Below are 19,300 nucleotides of genomic sequence, written 5' to 3' on the forward strand. Positions count from 1 at the left end.
TCGTGTGACTACACAGAAAAGAAACGATCCATTTATCCGCAATGAAAAGGAAGCGCACTTGGTGAAGACAGCTGCGGAGTTGGCCGAGCGTTTTGCCGCAAGGGCGCCTCTGCATGATCGCGAAGGAAGCTTTCCTTTTGAAAATATCCAGGATCTAAAGGACTCGGGCTATGTGAAATTAACCGTTCCTCGCGAGTATGGAGGAGAAGAAATTTCGCTCTATGAAATGCTCTTGATGCAAGAACAACTTGGGCGGGGGGATGGCTCTACAGCGCTTTCGATCGGCTGGCACATGGGTTTGATGCTCCACTACCGGACGACTCGTTCCTGGCCAGAGGAGCTGTTCCGATCGTTTTGCCGAGAAGTGGTAGAAAAAGGCACGCTCCTGAACCATTTTTCGACAGAGCGATCGTCTGGCAGCCCCAGCAGAGGCGGAACACCGCAGACGACAGCCGTGAAGACAGAGGGAGGCTGGTTACTCTCCGGGAGAAAAACCTTTAGCACACTAAGTCCTGTGCTGGATACATTTTTGGTCTCGGCCAGCATAGTGGAACGAAATGAAATAGGGAGCTTCTTGGTACGCTCCTCCGACCGGATTCACATCGATGAGACGTGGGATACGCTGGGGATGCGCTCTACAGGAAGTCATGACGTGGTATTGGATCAGGCATTTGTCCCGGATGAGGCGCTCATCAGCTCCTATCCGGTTGGGCAGAAGCCACAGGCACCGAGTGATGCCAGCGCGTGGCTATTGCATATTCCTGCGTGCTATTTAGGCATTGCCCACGCTGCGCGGGATTTTGCTGTTTCTTTTGCCAAAAGCTATCATCCTGCGAGCCTGCCCACGCCGATCGCTGACTTGCCTACTGTCCAACAGCAAATTGGGCTTTTGGAGTCGGAGCTGCTAGTCGCACGTCACCTCATGTATGCAATCGCGGATCGTTGGGACAAAGACCCATCGGGCAGGCTTCAGCTGATTCCAGAGCTGGGGCTGGTGAAATACGTCGCAACGAATCATGCTATTTCCATCGTAGATAAGGCGATGCGGGTTGTGGGTGGGGCGAGCTTGTCCCGTTCCTTGCCTTTGGAGCGGATGTATCGTGACGTTCGGGCAGGGCTGCACAATCCACCCATGGACGAAAACGTGATACGCAACTTGGCGATGCGGGCGCTAGCGGAGATGGACTAGACAGGGCCTGACTGGCTTGCAGGAAAATAAACAATCTATCCCCATACAAAACCCCCCGATAATGCTGGTTGTTATCGGGGGTATTGTATGGGTGTTTTCCTATGTATTTCTCGCTTCAAATTCGTAATCTCTCTCGACCTTGCAGACTCTTGTTTTATAGTGCTGATACCACTCCGACCTTCCTTTCCTTTGAGCGACGAGATGTCTTTCGTTCTGCTTCCAATTTTGAATGGCTTCAAGTGATTCCCAATAAGACACGGTGATCCCGAGACCTTCTCGGGCACTTTCCACACCCAGAAAACCAGGTTGACAGGATGCTAGCTCTACCATTTCATCCGCCATGTCCCCATATCCATTGTCTCCATCCGTACGTTCCGAAGTGAAAATGACGGCATAGTACGGTGGCTGTGGTGTTTTTGCAATTCCGCTCATCGATATCCCTCCCAATCTTTCTGCCTCGGTGTAAGGCATTGTCACAGATGCTGGCAAGAGCTATCTTTTCGACGTGGGCTTTGCGCATTCCTTTCTTTAGATCGCTAAGGCAAAGAAAAGAAAGGCTTGGACTTAGGCTTACTCAAAATGAGTTCTCTTAGGTTGCTCTATTAGGGTGAAGTTGGTTTCAAACATCGTTAGCTTTTCTGTATAGCAGCGAAGACAGCCCAGGAAAAACGCTGATAAGTCTTGCCTTTTTCCTTATGCTCCCACTTGGCATCGAAAATGCATCTTGTTCACTATGAATAGCCAATGGCTCGTGCGATGACAGAGAGCCTCCTATCCATCGTATGAAGAACAGAAAGGTGTGATTTCTATGCAAAAAAAGGATTACAAAGGGTATCGCGCTTATCAGTATTTGGAGCCAGGAGTTGATTTCAAAGAATTCAAGCTATCCAAAGAAACAGGCTTATTCCCTGCGTATACGATTCCATTGACGACCGCACAAGAAGAGCGGGCGAGGCGGCTTTTCGAGGAAAACGTCGTGATTTCTCTGCATGACCACATGTTTGTCGCGCCTGAGAATCTGAATGAGTTCTTCGAGTTTCGTCGGTGGGGCAGAGACAGCATGGGCTATGAAGGACTGAGTCAGTCAGGGCTCGATTGCGTGTTTGACAATCTCATGAATGGAACAGCCATGATTACTTCTCGTGCCGGGTGGAAATGGGATGACATCCTGTTTGATTTAGGCATGCGCCTATGTGATATCGCGCATCAGGACATGGTAGTGCTCGGACTCACCACAGAGGACATCCGCCAGGCGAAGAAAAATGGAAAAATCGCTTTTGTGCCATCGCTGGAGGCTTCCACGATGATCGAGAACGAGCTGGATCGTCTGGATATTCTGTACGGCTTCGGTGTTCGCTGCATGGGGATCGCCTATAGTGAAGGAAATTCGTTAGGGTACGGATTGAAGGAGAAGAACGATGGGGGACTGACGGAGTTCGGCAGACAGGCGGTGCGCCGCATGAACAAGCTGGGCATCGCTATCGATATCTCTCACTCTGGAGACAAAACCTCGTTGGATACGATTGAGACGAGCGACAAACCGATCTTCATTACCCATGCAGGGGCGCGTTCTCTGTGGGAATCCAACCGCTTGAAGCCGGATCACATTATTCAGGCATGCGCAGAGCGTGGGGGCGTCATCGGAATTGAGGCAGCTCCTCATACGACGATGACGAAAAATCAGCCAAGGCACAATCTGGACTCTTTCATGGAGCATTTCGAGTATTGCGCGAACCTCGTGGGCATTGATCATGTCGCATTCGGTCCAGATGTGCTGTTCGGAGACCACGTGGGCATCCACCGCGTATTTGCCAGTGCCCTGTCCATCTCAGCTGCACACGGAAAGAAAAATTTCGAGGAAGTCGATTATGTAGCAGGGATCGAAAATCCGACAGAAGCCTTCCCGAATATTGTGCGCTGGTTGATCACTCGTGGATATTCCGATGAAGATATCGCCAAAGTGATCGGCGGAAATATCATGCGCGTACTGGAAGAGGTCTGGTATGATCCGAAATCGATGAGTATAGGCAAGAAGGATGAAAAAGCTCGCGCCTGATCCATCTTCTCTTTGCTAGGTCAGTCCTAATTCGAAACGATTCATCCGGATAGTTCTCGCTTAGCATTTCTTCGCTAATAAGAGAGCTATCTTTCTTTATCTAGCAACTTCCAGAAAAATCCAGTCACATCAAATTTTTTTTGACCCTATTAACCAGAGGAGTTCCCATACTATGATGGTAGAGAATATCCGTATGACTATCTTGGGAGGGGATACTGTGGATAAGCGAACCGTTCTGGTTGTGGCAAAAGATCATCGCACCCATTCTGTTTTTGCGAATCAAATCAATGATTTTTTCCAAAATCGCATTACCATTCTCCATGAGTCGAAAATCTCCAATACTGATGAGGTTGACTTGGTTCTCGTATCGTCACCGAAAGTGATGGAGGGCTGGAACATACCAAGTGAGAAGCTCATTATTGCTAGACGAGCCATTAACATCGCCAAAATGGAAGAGCTTGTGACCCTCCCCTCGGATGTGCGTTGTCTTGTCGTCAACAATATGCTCGAGACCTCCTATGAAACGATTGAGCTGCTCCGAAATCTTGGCTTTCAGTTCGATATGGTGCCGTACTATCCAGGATGCAAACAGCCGATCGACGGTATTCATACGGCGATTTACGCGGAAGGAGCAGAGCTGCTGCCGCGGGGCATGCAGAAGGTCGTCAATATCGGAATTCGTCCACTCGATGTTTCTACCATTATTGAGCTAGCCGTTCGCCTGAACACCAATGTGGACCGAGCAAATCTATATGCGGCCAGGTACATCCGGGAAATCATTGAGCACAGCAGACGTTTTTACCGAACGTTGAATCAAATGAAAGAATTGAACAAGCATTTGGATACCATCCTCAATACCGTCCACGAAGGCATCATCACGACCGATCCCAATAAAACCATCATTCAAATCAACCAAGCAGCGAAGAACATCCTCGGAATCTCAGACTTAAACAAAGATCTGGTAGGCAAACCCGTCGATGAGGTACTGCCATGGCTTTCCCTTCCGGAAGGCAAAGAGCAGATCGAGATCAACAAGGTGCAAGCCGTTCAGCATCTGAATCTGGTCGTGAACAACACCCCGATCACTTTGGAGGATGAAAAGATAGGGGTTGTGACTGCGTTTCAAGACGTGACCAACATCCAGAAGGTCGAGCAGGAAGTGCGGAAGGAATTGCAGGGAAAAGGCTTATCCTCAAAATACACGATCAAAGACATCATCGGGAAAAGTGAACGTCTTACCTCAACATTGGACGTGCTCCAAAAAATATCAGCTACGGACAAAACCGTCCTGATTCTGGGAGAGAACGGCACTGGTAAGGAATTATTTGCTCACTCTATTCACAGCCTATCGAAACGTCGAAACGGTCCCTTTTTGCCGGTGAATTTTGCAGGATTGCCCGAATCGCTGGCGGAAAGCGAGCTGTTTGGCTACGAGGGTGGATCTTTTACGGGAGCAAAGAAGAACGGGAAGCCTGGGTTGTTCGAGCTAGCGCACAATGGGACGTTATTTCTGGATGAGATCGGGGATGCTTCTCCCTCACTGCAAGCACTCTTGCTCCGTGTCTTGCAGGAAAAGCAGGTGATGCGAATAGGGGGGCAGCAAATCATCCCCATCGACGTTCGAATCATCGCTGCGACCAACCGCAGTCTGAAGGACCTCGTAGAGGAAGGGAAATTTCGCCAGGACTTGTACTACCGATTATTTGTTCTGCCGCTGAGAGTACCCTCACTGCGAGAAAGAAGAGAAGACATTCCGCTTCTCGTCGACCATTTTATCCGAGAAAATACCGTCGTGAAAGTACAGATGGAGCCCGCTGTCATGCATCGTCTTCTCACCTACGATTGGCCCGGGAATGTACGGGAGCTCAACAGCGTGGTGCAATATATGACGAGTGTAATGACTGGAAGCACCATCACGGAGAATGATCTTCCCGAACAGTTCCGGGAAACGGAGCAGCTGGTGAGGGAAACCAAACGCGGGGACATGGAGGAGCTGGAGGCCAAAGGAGAGCTGTTAAGCTTCTTTGTCATACTGGAATGTCTGGAGCAGGCAAAAAGTAGATTGGAATGTGTAGGGAGAGGAAAAATCGTAGAATTCGCCTCGCGAAAAGGCGTGCCGATAACGGATCAGCAAGTGCGCCATCGGATGGATAGCTTAAAAGATCTCGGCTACATTTTTTCAGGGCGAAGGGGGCAAGGCAGCCGTATCACGGACAAAGGTTTGCATATGCTCTCTATGATGAAGCAATCGATGGAGCTGCGTGCGTAAATACGGTTCCGAATATTCAAAAGATTTATGAGAGAAAGGAATGATTGCTTTGGTTCATACCGAGAATGCGGAGTGGCACAACGTCATGAACATGATCATAAATGTGCGAAGCTACCTGGAAGCACCCGTACCAGAGCAGGCTTTGAATGAAGTATTCCATGCCTTTACATTAGGGCCGTCCTTGGCGAATACACAGCCTTGGGAGCTGCTGCTGGTCACGACATCCGAAGAGAGGGAGAAGCTGATAGCCGCCACACTGGATCCCTTTCTGTCGCCAGATAGCTACGGAGGGCAAGCGTGGTTGAAGAGCGCACCTGTCATCGTAGTGGTGATGCTTGAAAAGAGAAGGGCTTTGGTACGGCTAGGGGAGCGAGGCGAAATCTTTGCGATTCAAGATACGTTTAGCGCCATCCAGAACGCGCGCTTGTCTGCTGCTGTTCATGGCCTCAGTACGTCGGTCATTCGGGAATTTGACCCGCAAATCCTGCACAAAAACTTGGAACTGCCCTGGTACATAGAGCCAATTGCGATTCTTACTATCGGCTACAGCGAGGAAGAAAAGGAAATTCCGCCGCGACTGACCGTTGCCGAGATCTTCACGTAAAGGACGTGGACAGGATGAAATCAGAATCGTGTTACCCCATTCCTGCGATTTTTGAGCGTGTAAGCAAACGAAAGTTCACCCAACAACCTATTGCACCCGAAATGCTCGAGCAGCTTTTGCTGGCAGCCACACGGGCACCTTCCAGTGGCAACATGCAGCCTTGGGAGTTCATCGTGATAGATGAACCCGACAAAAAGCAGGAAATTGTGCGCTCCACCTACAGCGGCTACTTTTCCAAAGGGAAAAACTATCAATACTGGATCGCCGACGCTGCAGTGGTGATTGTCGCTTGCACGAACGTAAAGCGGACGGCTGCCCGTTACGGCCCTGCAGGAGCGGAGTGGGCGATGATCGATACGGCGGCGGCTGTCCAAAATCTTCTGTTAACCGCTACCGCTTTGGGTTTGTCCGGCTGCTGGGTAGGAGGGATCAACGAGCAGGCGATCAAAGCAAGCCTTCAGATCCCCGAGTACGTCCGGATCATCGGACTTTTGCCCATTGGTTATTCCGTGGAAGAAGCTGCTCCCAAAAGCCGTCTGCCGCTCAAGTGGGTGACTCACCATAACACCTATGACGTTCCTTTTTACGATTAGGTTCCCGCTCACACCCTAAGACACCACAATCCCCCTCCAAAAAACGAAATTCAGGCGCTTTTCAGCATGTTTTGATTGGCATAGACTTTGCAATTATTCATCCTCGAGGAGGGGTAACGCATGAATGAAACGAAAACGCAGGAGCTATTCCAGGTGGTCGAAGAGATGAGACCGCAGATCATTACATTTCTTCAAAGCCTGGTCCAAATCCCAAGTGAAAATCCACCGGGAAACTACGTGGAAATATGTGATTTCTTAGAGAAAGGGCTGACGGAGTTAGGGTTTGAAGTGCAAGTCATCTCTGTGCCAGATGGTTTGACCCAGGCGGCAGGCTTGAGTACTCCGCGCAAGAATGTCGTGGCCATCCTGCGCGGCTCGGGTGGGGGAAGGAACCTGATTTTTAACTCCCATCTCGATACCGTTCCAGCTGGAGATCCTGCGCAGTGGGATTATCCTCCCTTTTCCGGAGCGATTGCGAATGGGCGTATCTACGGGAGAGGTGCGACCGATTCCAAGGGAAGATTGAGCGCGTACATCATGGCTGCTGTCGCATTGGCAAAAACCGATATTGCGCGAAAAGGGGACGTCATCATAGCGGCGACCTGCGACGAGGAAACAGGCGGTATCTTGGGTGCAGGCTATATCAATCAGAACGGGCATGTACACGGAGACATGGTGATCGTAGAAGGCTACAGCAATCACATTGTGCGGGCGATGGCAGGCGTTTTGCAGCTAAAAATCGTCACGGAGGGCATCCCGGCTCATGCCGGCTATAAATGGAAAGGGTTAAACGCTGTAGAAAAGATGGCAAAGGTCGTACAGGGGCTGGAAAAATTACAGGAGGAGCTCGAGGGAGAGCCTTCCTCTATTCCCGGGATGAAGTATACAACTGTCAATATCGGTACGATCCAGGGAGGAACAAAGGTCAATGTTGTCCCCGCATCATGTGAGATCGAAGTAGATTTCCGTGTCATTCCCGAGCATAGCCTCGATTCACTCTATGGTCGTGTAGAGGCGATCCTTCAGTCATTAGAGCTTGAAGACCCCACCTTTAAAGCCAAGCTCACGCGCATTACTGACTTTCAGACAGAGCCAACCATCACTGATGAAAATTCGCCGCTCATTTCCGAGCTCCAGCAGGCCGTCCAAGAAGTAACGGGACGTACCTTGCCTGTAGTTGGAATTTTGGCACAAGCAGATACGCGCTGGTTCATCCAGAATGGCATACCCGGCATCAATTTCGGGCCCGGCACCAGCGAGAACAGCATCCATGGCTTTAATGAATGTATGGAAATCGAAGACTTGATTCAGACGACGAAGATCCTTACCGTCCTCACGAAAAACATCGTCGGCTGATTGCTCCTATCCGAATGCTTTTAAAATCGAAAAGGAAAGAGGACCGTATATGAACCAATGGCAGACGCTCATTCCAGAGGAACACCTGCTTCTGCAGGTTAACAAAAGCAAGCTGATGGAGTTTACGCAGACCATTTCCAAAGAAGTGCGTCTGTCCGGCTCCGAAGAAGAGCTGCGTGCTTTCCACTATGTCAAAGAAACATTAGAAGAGATGGGTGTAGAAACACAGCTGCATTTTCACCAGGCGTATATCAGCTTGCCCGTCAAGTCCCACCTCACCGTGGCCGATCAACCGATTCCCTCCATCACCCATTCGATGGGGCAATCCGTCAATCATTTGGAGGCTGAGCTCGTTTATGCGGCCTCTGGCACTTCACAGGATTATCAAAGGCTGGAGGTTGTAGGCAAAATCGTGCTACTGGATGGTTTAGCTACACCCATTGCCGTGAAAACAGCAGAGGAGCAGGGAGCGATTGGGGCTGTCTTTATCAATGCGACCTATACCCACGAGATGATCGTCTCTACCGTCTGGGGAACTCCGACCCTCGAGAACAAGGGACTGCTCCCAAGCATCCCAGTGGTGTCGGTCACGATCGAAACGGGCGCAGTAATCAAGAACTACCTGGCAGAAGGGAAAAGCATATGTACGATTTCGACTGTGGTAGAAACGGGTATTCGCACCATTCCTACCCTCATCGCGGACATCAAAGGGCAAGCCGAGCCGGATAAATTCGTGCTCTTTAGCGGGCACATCGACTCCTGGCACTACGGGGCGATGGATAACGGGACGGCCAACGCTGCTATGCTGGAGGTGGCGCGTATTCTCTCCACCCAGCGCTCCCAACTGAAACGGACACTGCGTCTCGCCTTTTGGTCCGGTCATTCTCACGGTCGTTATGCAGGCTCTGCCTGGTATTGCGACACGAACTGGGAGGATTTGCGGGAGAATTGCCTCCTGCATCTGAATATCGATTCCGTCGGGGCGATGGATGCAACCGTTCTGACCGAAGCCAATACGATGCGAGAAACGCGAAAGCTTGCAAACGATGTCATAAGCCTGGTCGCCGATCAGGAATTTACGGGCTCGCGCTTTGGGCGCTCTGGGGATCAGTCGTTCTGGGGGACGGGAACACCTTCCCTTTTCATGGGCCTCTCTGAACAAGAACCTTCCGAGGATCCCGCCGCAAAAGCCTTCAGTCAGCTTTTTGGATCGGGGAAATCAGGAGGGTTTGGCTGGTGGTGGCATACGACGGAAGACACGATGGATAAAATTGATCCTGAGCTTTTGGAGAGGGATTGCAAAATCTACTTGTCCATTGTCTGGCGTTCTTTGACGAGTCCACTCTATCCAATCGACCAGCTGGAAGCGATTGCTGACATTGAGGGAAGCGTCCAGAAATGGCAGGTGAAAGCAGGGAATCGCTTTGATTTGTCGTCCACGCTTGCACGGATTGAGAGTGTGAAAGCAAGCCTGCTGGAGCTAAAGGACGAAATGAAGATAGCTGTAAAGGAAGAGAAGGTAACACTCATCAATCACTGCCTGCTGGAGCTTTCCAGTTATCTGGTTCCACTCAACTACGTAAAGGGCAGTATCTACGAGCATGACTTGGCTCTGAAGCAGCCAGCCGTTCCGAAGTTCTCTGATCTCGAGCTGCTGGTGCAAACCACACCGGATCAGCCAGAGTATTACTTTCTGCTGACATCCCTGCAAAGGAAGCGAAATGAAGTCAATTATGCGCTGAAGCAAGCAAATCGGCTGGTGCAGGAAACACTCCGGTGCTTGCGAAAATGAAACGAGCAAAAAAAGCTGTTCCCGGCAGATTCGTTCCGCTGCTGGGGACAGCTTTTTTCTCTTTTTCCGAGATTCGAACACAACTGTTCTTAGGGTCATTTGGGGTCTGCCATCCAACCATGCCTGAACCTAATGGGCCGTCTTCAATTATCCCGGACGCAAAAAGGAGGGTAGTAGCACGATTTCCCACGATGAAACCATCTGGCATAGTCCTTGCTATTAAACCAAGGTAACGATAGAAGATGTCGTTTCACAGGGGGGGAAGTCATGTCTCGAGACAAGCCAAAAGTACTGGAAGTCAAACATGTGAAAACGCGGATCAAGATGGAGAGCAAGGAGTACGCCATCATCGAGGAAATTGATTTCCACGTGGATAGCAAAGAGACGGTAGGGATCGTCGGGGAATCAGGCTGTGGAAAAAGCATGACGGCCTTGTCCATCATGGGGCTCTTGCCAGAAAACGCCAGTGTAAGCGAGGGAGAGATTCGCTTGCAGGGCACCAATTTGCTTACGATCAGCAAGGACGCCTATCGGAAAAAACGGGGAAAAGAGATGTCGATGATTTTCCAGGAGCCGATGTCTTCTTTGAATCCGGTGTATACCATCGGCTTTCAACTAATCGAGCTGTTACGAGAGCACACCACGATGAGCAAGGCAAAGGCGAAAAAGAAAGCCATCGAAATGCTCCAGACCGTCGGGATTCCCAGACCGCATGAGGTCATCGACGAATACCCGCATCAGCTCTCCGGTGGAATGAGGCAGCGGGTGATGATTGCCATGGGGCTCGCCTGCAATCCCGATATCTTAATTGCGGATGAACCAACGACGGCTCTCGATGTTACGATACAGGCCCAGATCCTCGAGCTGATGAAAAGACTGCAGGAACAGTTTGACATGGCGATCTTGCTCATTACGCATGACCTTGGTGTCGTCGCAGAGGTTTGCGACCGAGTCATCGTCATGTACGCTGGACAGATTGTCGAGGAAGCACCGGTTCTCACACTGTTTGAATCCCCCAACCATCCCTATACAAAAGGACTGATTGCTTCGACTCCCAAAATCGGGGAAGGAAAGGAGCGCTTACATACGATCGAGGGAACCGTACCTCAGCTTTCTGAAATGCCCAAAGGCTGCCGCTTTGCCACACGCTGTTCGGAAGTGACGGAGCGCTGTATCCGAGAATCCCCGCCGCTGGTAGAGCTATCTGAGCAAGTCAGATGCCGCTGCTGGTTATATCCGAAAACGAGTGGGGTGTCTGTATGAGTGAGATTTTGTTAGAAGCAAAAGGCTTGAAAAAGTATTTTCCCATGAAGAAAGGGTTTTTGCGCCGCACGGTTTCCCAGGTAAAAGCAGTAGATGATTTGTCATTTCACGTCCTCAAAGGCGAAACGCTGGGAATCGTCGGTGAGTCCGGCTGTGGAAAATCGACGACGGGCAGGCTGTTAATTCGCCTCTTGGAAGCGACGGAAGGCGAAGTCATTTACAAGGGAAGAAACATCCTGCACACCCAAAAGGAAGAAATGCGCGAGCTTCGCAAGGAATTGCAAATGGTTTTTCAGGATCCGTACTCTTCGCTGAATCCCCGGCTGACTGTCGGGCAGATTCTCGAAGAACCACTGGCAAACTACCAGCTTTCCCCCAAAAATGAGTGGCGAGAAAAGATTCTGGAGCTGCTTCAAGTCGTGGGACTGGGTGAGCAAGCGATTCATCGCTATCCCCATGAGTTTAGTGGAGGACAGCGACAGCGGATCGGCATAGCAAGAGCACTGATGCTCGGACCCGAGCTGATCATCGCAGACGAGCCCGTATCGGCCCTGGATGTCTCCATTCAATCGCAGGTATTGAACCTGCTGAAGGATTTGCAGCAGCGATATGCCCTGACCTTTATTTTTATTTCTCATGATTTAAGTGTGGTGAATCATTTTTGTGATCGCATCTTGGTGATGTATCTGGGCCGGGTGGTTGAAATCAGCTCAAAAAAGAGTTTGTTTGAAAGACCGCTTCATCCTTACTCGCAGGCGCTTCTATCGGCGGTTCCCAGTCCTGATCCGAAGCGCAAGAAGGACAGAATCATCCTGACCGGCGACGTTCCCAGTCCATCCAATCCACCTTCGGGCTGTGCATTTCACCCGCGCTGTCCGGCTTGTATGGACATCTGCAAGCAGGTACGTCCAGCCTTGCGACATACTGCGGACGGGGAGGCTGTTGCCTGCCATTTATACAGCGAATAGCATCTCGTCAATCACTTCAAACCAAACAAGATCAGGGGGAAACGAATGTGAAGCCAATGAACAGAAAGAATGTCATGCTCTCACTCCTGCTGTCTGCAAGCATGCTGGCAGCTTGCTCATCGCAGCCGACGAGCAATGGAAATCAAAGCGCGGCCAGTCCATCCGGCACGAGTACTCCGGCCGCGACCACTTCTCAGCCTGCACCAGCAAGCGGGCAGCCTGCTGTCGGCGGAACACTGGTAGTGGGAACGCTGTCTGGACCCGATACCCTAAACCCACTCGTTTCCAACACGACACCGGGCAGCTGGGTCGTCAACAATCTGTATCCGCATTTGATGCAGATGGATCCGAGCGGCAAAAAGGTACCTTACCTGGCTGAATCCGTCACGACTTCAGAAGACGGGCTTACCATCACGATCAAGCTTCGCGATGGCGTGACGTGGCAGGATGGGCAGCCGATCACCTCGGAGGACGTCGCATTCACGGGCCAGCTCTTGCACGACAAAAAGCTTCAATGGACGGCAGAGATTTTTGATCAGGTAGCCAAGGTCGAAACACCGGACAAATTGACCGTCGTATACACCTTAAAAGGTCCTTATCCTGCCTTCTCTGGGGCCATCGGTTACTGGGTACGGATCGTTCCGAAGCATATTTGGGAAAAAGTCGACGATCCGAAAGCCTTTGAAAACGCAGAGCCGGTTGGGGCGGGTCCATTCAAGCTCGTCAAGTATGAAAAAGGTCAGTACATCGAGCTGGCTGCGATCGACAAATGGTTTTCTGCACCAGGCGGACGCCCTTATCTGGATAAAGTGATCTTCAAGATTTACCCGGACGCCAATACGATGACACTTGCGCTGCAAAAAGGGGAAGTAGACGTTACCTCTTCCGATTTGCCGACATCAGCAGCCAAGCTTTTGGCGACCAACCCGTCTATCAAGGTGGAGCAAACAGCGAGCCTTGGCTTCGCTTACTACAGCTTTAATACAGATGGATCCAAAGGCGTATCTCCGACGCAAGACGTCAACTTCCGCCAAGCGATGGCGACAGCGACAGACCGCAGCACCATCCTGAACGTAGCGCTGGAGGGAGCAGGCATGCAGATCGACACGCCGATTTCCCCGCTGTTTGCCGACTGGATCAACCCCGACGCGAAAGCACCTGCTTACGATACGGCCAAGGCAAAAGAGATCCTCACGAGTGCCGGATACAGCGATACCGACGGAGATGGCATTCTGAATGCTCCAGGCAGCTTTGGCGGCAAAAACGTAGAACCGGAAGTCATCTACGACGGGGCGAACGTCTTCCACCAAAAGGTTGCGAAAATTCTGGAGAAAAACGCGGCTGATATCGGCGTGAAGCTGGTTTTGAAGCCGGTCGAGTACAACACGCTGGTAGCGAAAGTGTTTAACGAACGCGATTTTCAAATGCATATCGGAAAATGGGGCGTTCTGGATGAGCCGAGCGAAACCTTCTCCAATCTGTATCATTCCAAAGCAAAAAACAACATGGCCACTTATACGAATACCGAGATGGATCGCTTGGCAGATGGAGCGAAATACGCGAAGAGCGAGCAGATTGCGCGTGACGATGTAAAAGCAGCCCAAGCGCTGTTCGTCAAAGAGTTCCCGGTAGTGCCGATCTACGTACAAAAGTTCAACCTCGCCTATAACGCGGATAAGTTCGGGGGCTTCACGTTGTTCCCAGGTGACCTGCAAGGCTTGGTGGATCCAAACTCACTCGTTGGCGTCTACAAAAAGTAAAACGGACATCTACCCGAGAGGCTCATCATTGGCTGCTCGGGTAGTATGATCCACGTAAGGGAGTGCCGCTCATGACGCATTTTCTCATTGCCCGGCTGCTGCGCGGCGTGATCACCGTGCTGGTAGCCGTGACTGCTACCTTTTTAATCCTGCGTGTAATGCCCGGCGACCCGACGACCATGATGCTGGACAATCGCGTTCCTGAGGAAATCAGACAGCAGCTCTTAAAGGATTTTGGATTGGACAAAGATTTGTTTACGCAATATCTCATCTTTCTCAAGCAGCTATTTCTTGGTTTCGATTTGGGTACGTCCTTCGTGCAAAGGGTTCCTGTCATGGATGTGATCTTGTCGAGACTTCCCTGGACATTGGTATTGATGTCTGTATCTATGCTGATTACCGCTTTGATTGGCATACCCTTGGGCGTCATTGCAGCTTATCGCAAGGGCTCCTTTCTGGACCAGGCAATCAATGCTTTGTCGATCCTGGGTATTGCTTTGTTCATTCCCTGGTTGGGGATCATACTCCTGTATTTCCTGGGACTGAAAATTCCTTGGTTCCCCATAGGCGGCGCTGTAACCGTCGGCTTGGAGGGCTGGGATTACATCTGGGATGCCACAAAGCATTTGGTATTGCCAGTCGTGTCCTTGACGATCGTGCATCTGGCCAGCTACGTGCTCTATATGCGGGCAAGCACGATTGACGTTTTAAATGAGGAATACATTCGCACAGCCCGCGCCAAAGGGTTGAAGGAGAGGGTCGTGCTGTGGCGCCATGCAGTACGCAATTCCTTGCTCTCCACGGTTACCATGATGGGCTTGCAGCTGGGAGCCATTGTCGGCGGTGCCATCCTGACGGAGACCGTGTTTGCCTATCCAGGTCTTGGCAGGCTGATCTATGAAGCAGTTAAAGAGCATGATTATCCGATTTTACAGGGGACCTTCTTGATACTTGCCGTAACCGTCGTCGTGGTGAACATTTTGACAGACATTGTCTATTCGTACTTGGATCCGAAAATTACGAACAGCTAGGGGGAAGGGGAATGGAAAATACCACTTTGGTCAAAGAAAATGTCCCTGGCTCGCTGCCCCTTTCGATCCAGCAGCCCAGAACGTCCCCTCTGCGGGAGTTCATCAAGCACTTTCGGAGGAATCGACTCGGGGTCATTGGATTATTCGGCATTTTGGCGCTGCTGCTTCTGGCGGTTTTCGCACCCGCCATTAGTGATCGTCCTACCGGGTACGGGGACGTCACCAACATGCTGCAGCCGCCAAACGCCCAGTATTGGTTTGGTACGGATTCGGTTGGCTTGAGCATTTTCGATCAGGTCATCTGGGGGACGCGGGTTTCCTTGTACGTCGGTCTGACCTCTGCTGTGATCTCGATCCTGATCGGAGTACCGATCGGCCTGTTATCCGGCTACTACGGGGGGAGAGTGTCGCACATCGGCATGGCGATTACGGACATTTTTCTGACGCTGCCTGTGCTTCCGCTCATGATCATTATGGCGGCCGTTTTAGGGACGGGGATCAGCAATATTGCAATTATCATCGGCCTATTCAGCTGGCCGCAGATTGCGCGGGTGACCCGTGCGGAAACGCTGGCGATTCGTGAAAAGCAATACATCGAAGCTGCGAGAGCGATTGGAACAAAAGAGTCCAAAATCATCTTCCGCCACGTTCTGTTAAATGCCTTTCCTCCGATCCTCGTCAACATGACGATCATCATGGGAACGTCCGTGTTATCCGAGGCAGGCTTGAGCTTTCTCGGTCTGGGCGACCCTATGAGCTGGAGCTGGGGGACTATTTTGCAAAATGCGCATTCTACCGGTGTCATTATCCATGCGTGGTGGCTGGCGTTGTTTCCGAGCATCGCTATCGTCGTTCTGGTGCTGTCCTTCAACTTCCTCGGTATCGGCATCAATGAAGCACTGAATCCGCGCTTGAGAAAAAGATAATTTTCCAGGAGGGACGTAAAATGCTGACCAGGATTCCGAAAGAAGTTTATGCCGAGAGGATTGCCCGCATACAGGAGCATTTGCGCCAGAAGGCGATCAGCGGCCTGCTCGTGACCAACACGTACAACATCTTTTACACGACAGGGCTGTTTCATTTTCCAAACGAACGGCCCGTTGCCTTGTTTGTCCCGGCAGCTGGCGAATCGATTTTGTTTGTTCCGGTGATGGAGCTGCAAGAGGCGAAGCATCAGACGATCTTCCAGGACATTCGCGACTATTTCGAATACCCGGGAGTCGTTCACCCGATTGACTGGATGGTGGGCAGCATCAAGCAAACCTATCCAAAGCTGTCACAAGTGAGCATCGATGGTGGCAGCCGTGAGCTCTTTCATCGCGTGCGTGAATTGTTTGCGCCTACCTCTTTGTCCGTCAATCCGCTTATCCACGAATTGCGGCTGACAAAGGATGCGCATGAGGTCGAATTGCTCCGTGCTGCCGGGCAGTACTCCGACTACATCGTCAAGCGGGGAACAGAGGTAGCTGCACCTGGCATGTCTGAGCTGGAGATGCTGCAAACCATTTCGGGAGATACTCTGAACAAAATGATTGAAGATTTGGGCGATGTTGTGTACGTCCCCGGTGGACCTGCAGGCGGACTGGTTCCAAGTGGACTTCGTACGGCGATGCCTCATGCACTGCCGAGTGCGAAGCGCATGGAAAAAGGCGAGACGCTAATCCTCAGCTGCGGTGCAAATGTAGGAGGCTATCGGGCGGAATGTGAACGCACGTGCTTCATCGGAGACGTGAGTGATGAGCAGGCAAAAGTGCTGGAGGTGATGGCGACCGCACAGCAGATGGCGATCGAGGCCATGCGTCCGGGAAATAAGTGCTCGGATATCGACGCGATCGCACTGGATTACATTCGAAAAGCCGGCTACGGTCAGTACCTGCTGCACCGGACAGGGCATGGAAAGGGCCTAGAGGAGCACGAAGCTCCTTGGATCGAGGTGGGCGACCATACCGTGCTGCGACCAGGAATGGTCTTGTCCAGCGAGCCTGGCATTTACATCGAAGGCTTCTCCGGATTCCGCCATTCCGATACGATCATCGTCACGGACGACGAACCGCTTGTCGTCACGCAATTTCCGAAGTCCTTGGATCAATTGATTATCAACGTATAGGAGGATGAGCATGTACACGACGATAAACGACTGCCGCATTTACTATGAGGTTCACGGAAAAGACGATGGCGAGATGATCTTTTTCATCCACGGTGCTCCTGGCTTGGGAGATTGTCGAGCGGATCGCAAAGCGTTTGCACCATTGGAGGAGACCCATAAGCTCGTGTTTTTGGATATGCGCGGTTCAGGTCGGTCGGAAGAGAAGCCCCCTTATACGCATGAGCAATGGGCTGCCGACATCGATGAATTGCGCAAACAACTGAATGTGGACAAAATCGTGATCCATGGCGGCTCCTATGGCGGCTATATGGCTTTGGAATACGTTACCCGGTATCCGCAGCATGTCTCTCATGTCATGCTGCGTGATACGAAGCCAGGCTCCGATCGCCAGGATGTAGCGACAAAACGCGCACTGGAAGCCGATCTGCCAGGGCTGACCGAGGATGAGCTGGTCCGGATGTTCGCCGGCGAAATGCGCTCCAACGAAGAGCTGAAATCAGTCTTTTTTGCCCTCCAGCCCTTGTATACGGTGGAATACGATCCCGTGGTCGCAAAGGAGAAAATCGATAGCATCTACTATCACTATGAGACGCATAATTTTGCCTTCAGCGTGAACCAGCCGACCTTCAACCTCCGCGACAAGCTGCCAGCGATTGACGTGCCCGTTCTCGTATCGGTAGGGCGACACGATTGGATTACTCCGGTGGATGCGTCAGAGGAAATCGCGAGCCTCATCCCGCGATCCGAGCTGGTTATCTACGAAAATAGCGGACACTCGCCGCACATCGAAGAAAATGAAAGGTACTTGAGCCGTGTTCGTCAATTTCTCGCAAAATAACATTCGCAATCCTAGTAAAAAGAAAACCGAGGAGGGTACTGGAATGAATCTGCAAGAGGTTCTCACCCATTTGGAAAAAAACTTCGAGGAAGATCTGGAACGTGTCCGTGAATTTCTCCGCATGCCTAGCATCAGCTACACAGGCGAAGGAATCGAAGAGACGGCAAACAAATTAAAAGAGATCATCGAGGAGCTGGGAGGAACTGCGGAAGTGGTGCCGACCAAAGGGCATCCCATCGTATTTGGAGAGTTTGACGAAGGACAGGACCATACTCTTTTGGTCTACGGGATGTACGACGTAATGCCGACGGATGAAGAGGGCTGGACCGTTGATCCGTGGGGCGCAGAAATCAAGGATCTGCCCAAGTTTGGGCCGTGCATCGTCAACCGTGGGGCAGTGAATACAAAAGGACCGCTGGGCGCTTTCTTCAATACGATCCGCGCGATCCGGGAAGTGAATGGCAGGCTTCCGGTCAATTTGATCTTTGCTGTTGAAGGGGAAGAGGAAATGGGCAGCCGCAACTTTCCGGCCTTCCTCGAGCAGTACAAAGAGAAATTGTCCAAAGCAGAAGCTGTCCTATTCCCTTTCTTCGAGCAGGATGAAGTCGGTACACCCGGTCTGGTGCTTGGCACAAAAGGACTGCTTTACTTTGAGCTGGTTTGTCAGGGCGGAGATTGGGGAGGTCCTACCTCCCGCGGCATTCATGGCTCCTTTAACGCATGGGTGAAAAACCCTGCGTGGCGCCTCGTGCAAGCTCTCTCTACCATGGTGGACGTCGATGAAAATATTTTGATAGAAGGCCTCTTGGATGATGTGTCAGAGATTCCTGCAAAAGAAAGGGATATTCTGAAACAGCAAATCGAGGAAGGCATCTATGACGAAAACGTGTTCCTCGAAAGCTATGATGTCAAACGCCTGAAATACGATGGAACCGGGATGGACGTATGGGAAAAGCTGTACAGCCGGCCTCAGCTGAACATCGACGGAATCTACTCCGGCTACACGGGTCCAGGGACGAAAACGCTGCTGCCTCATATTGCAACAGCCAAAGTCGACGTTCGCATGGTACCTCATATGGAGCCGGATGAAGTGGTTCGCGCTATTCGCGAGCATCTGGATAAACACGGATTTGCCGACATCGAAATGAACGTCGCCAACAAATACTACTGGTCAAAAGTATCGGTAGAGGAGAATGTCGTGCAAGCCATGATCGATACGTACCGGACGATGGGCAAAGAGCCGCAAATCCAGCCTCTGAATCCAGGAAGTGCTCCCTACTATGTATTCGAGCGCTACTTGCAGATTCCTTATGTGACAGGTGGAATGGGGCACGGGGCCAGACAACACTCCAGCGACGAGTACTGCACGGTACAAGGCGTTCTCGACTTCGAGAAGTCAATGGCAATCTTCTTTGACCACTATTGCCAGAGAGTGTCGGGTAAGCAGAATCCACAAGATGCGATCTCCAAGTAA

At 51.3% G+C, this 19,300-nt stretch carries 16 protein-coding genes; 15 read left to right on the forward strand and 1 reads right to left on the reverse strand.

Translation table 11 applies throughout. The annotated features are described in order from the left end of the window. The first annotated feature begins 4 nt into the window (after positions 1-4). A complete protein-coding gene (locus tag EDM55_RS10980) occupies positions 5-1,189 on the forward strand; it encodes an acyl-CoA dehydrogenase family protein (RefSeq protein ID WP_092276285.1) in 1,185 nt (394 codons plus the stop codon). Between the two features lie 99 nt (positions 1,190-1,288). On the opposite strand, the gene EDM55_RS10985 is transcribed toward EDM55_RS10980, so the two are convergent. Continuing rightward, positions 1,289-1,621: an antibiotic biosynthesis monooxygenase family protein gene (locus tag EDM55_RS10985; protein WP_092276288.1), complete on the reverse strand. Its 333-nt coding sequence runs from the start codon at positions 1,619-1,621 to the stop codon at positions 1,289-1,291. A 376-nt stretch (positions 1,622-1,997) separates the two neighbouring features. Here EDM55_RS10985 and EDM55_RS10990 point away from each other — a divergent pair, with 376 nt between their 5' ends. The 14 genes from EDM55_RS10990 (at position 1,998) to EDM55_RS11055 (ending at position 19,300) form a co-directional block, all read left to right on the forward strand. Then, positions 1,998-3,245, forward strand: a complete 1,248-nt coding sequence (locus EDM55_RS10990) for a dipeptidase (RefSeq protein ID WP_122960351.1) — start codon at positions 1,998-2,000, stop codon at positions 3,243-3,245. Positions 3,246-3,462: 217 nt separating this feature from the next. Next, a complete protein-coding gene (locus tag EDM55_RS10995) occupies positions 3,463-5,514 on the forward strand; it encodes a sigma 54-interacting transcriptional regulator (RefSeq protein ID WP_170184300.1) in 2,052 nt (683 codons plus the stop codon). Positions 5,515-5,554: 40 nt separating this feature from the next. Then, a complete protein-coding gene (locus EDM55_RS11000; protein ID WP_092276297.1) occupies positions 5,555-6,118 on the forward strand; it encodes a nitroreductase family protein in 564 nt (187 codons plus the stop codon). A 14-nt stretch (positions 6,119-6,132) separates the two neighbouring features. Then, on the forward strand, positions 6,133-6,711 hold the full coding sequence (locus tag EDM55_RS11005; protein WP_122960352.1) for a nitroreductase family protein: 579 nt from the start codon (positions 6,133-6,135) through the stop codon (positions 6,709-6,711). Between the two features lie 120 nt (positions 6,712-6,831). Beyond that, entirely contained in the window at positions 6,832-8,067 is a 1,236-nt protein-coding gene (locus EDM55_RS11010) for a M20 family metallopeptidase (protein ID WP_092276303.1), read from the forward strand. Between the two features lie 49 nt (positions 8,068-8,116). Continuing rightward, positions 8,117-9,859: a M28 family peptidase gene (locus tag EDM55_RS11015; protein ID WP_122960353.1), complete on the forward strand. Its 1,743-nt coding sequence runs from the start codon at positions 8,117-8,119 to the stop codon at positions 9,857-9,859. 267 nt (positions 9,860-10,126) lie between these two features. Next, a complete protein-coding gene (locus EDM55_RS11020) occupies positions 10,127-11,122 on the forward strand; it encodes an ABC transporter ATP-binding protein (RefSeq protein ID WP_122960354.1) in 996 nt (331 codons plus the stop codon). Continuing rightward, positions 11,119-12,090 (forward strand): ABC transporter ATP-binding protein, encoded by a 972-nt coding sequence (locus tag EDM55_RS11025; RefSeq protein WP_122960355.1) that lies wholly within the window; start codon positions 11,119-11,121, stop codon positions 12,088-12,090. Before EDM55_RS11020 ends, EDM55_RS11025 begins: the two co-directional genes overlap by 4 nt. 56 nt (positions 12,091-12,146) lie before the next feature. Continuing rightward, complete coding sequence (locus EDM55_RS11030; protein WP_246070812.1) at positions 12,147-13,850, forward strand: ABC transporter substrate-binding protein; 1,704 nt, start codon at positions 12,147-12,149, stop codon at positions 13,848-13,850. Between the two features lie 71 nt (positions 13,851-13,921). Next, entirely contained in the window at positions 13,922-14,881 is a 960-nt protein-coding gene (locus tag EDM55_RS11035; RefSeq protein ID WP_092276318.1) for an ABC transporter permease, read from the forward strand. An 11-nt stretch (positions 14,882-14,892) separates the two neighbouring features. Beyond that, positions 14,893-15,807, forward strand: a complete 915-nt coding sequence (locus EDM55_RS11040; protein ID WP_092276321.1) for an ABC transporter permease — start codon at positions 14,893-14,895, stop codon at positions 15,805-15,807. 20 nt (positions 15,808-15,827) lie between these two features. Then, positions 15,828-16,988: a M24 family metallopeptidase gene (locus EDM55_RS11045; RefSeq protein ID WP_092276324.1), complete on the forward strand. Its 1,161-nt coding sequence runs from the start codon at positions 15,828-15,830 to the stop codon at positions 16,986-16,988. A 10-nt stretch (positions 16,989-16,998) separates the two neighbouring features. Continuing rightward, positions 16,999-17,826: an alpha/beta fold hydrolase gene (locus EDM55_RS11050; protein WP_092276327.1), complete on the forward strand. Its 828-nt coding sequence runs from the start codon at positions 16,999-17,001 to the stop codon at positions 17,824-17,826. A gap of 43 nt (positions 17,827-17,869) precedes the next feature. After that, a complete protein-coding gene (locus EDM55_RS11055; protein ID WP_122960356.1) occupies positions 17,870-19,300 on the forward strand; it encodes a M20/M25/M40 family metallo-hydrolase in 1,431 nt (476 codons plus the stop codon).

This window comes from Brevibacillus centrosporus, assembly GCF_003710815.1.
Lineage (GTDB): Bacteria > Bacillota > Bacilli > Brevibacillales > Brevibacillaceae > Brevibacillus > Brevibacillus centrosporus.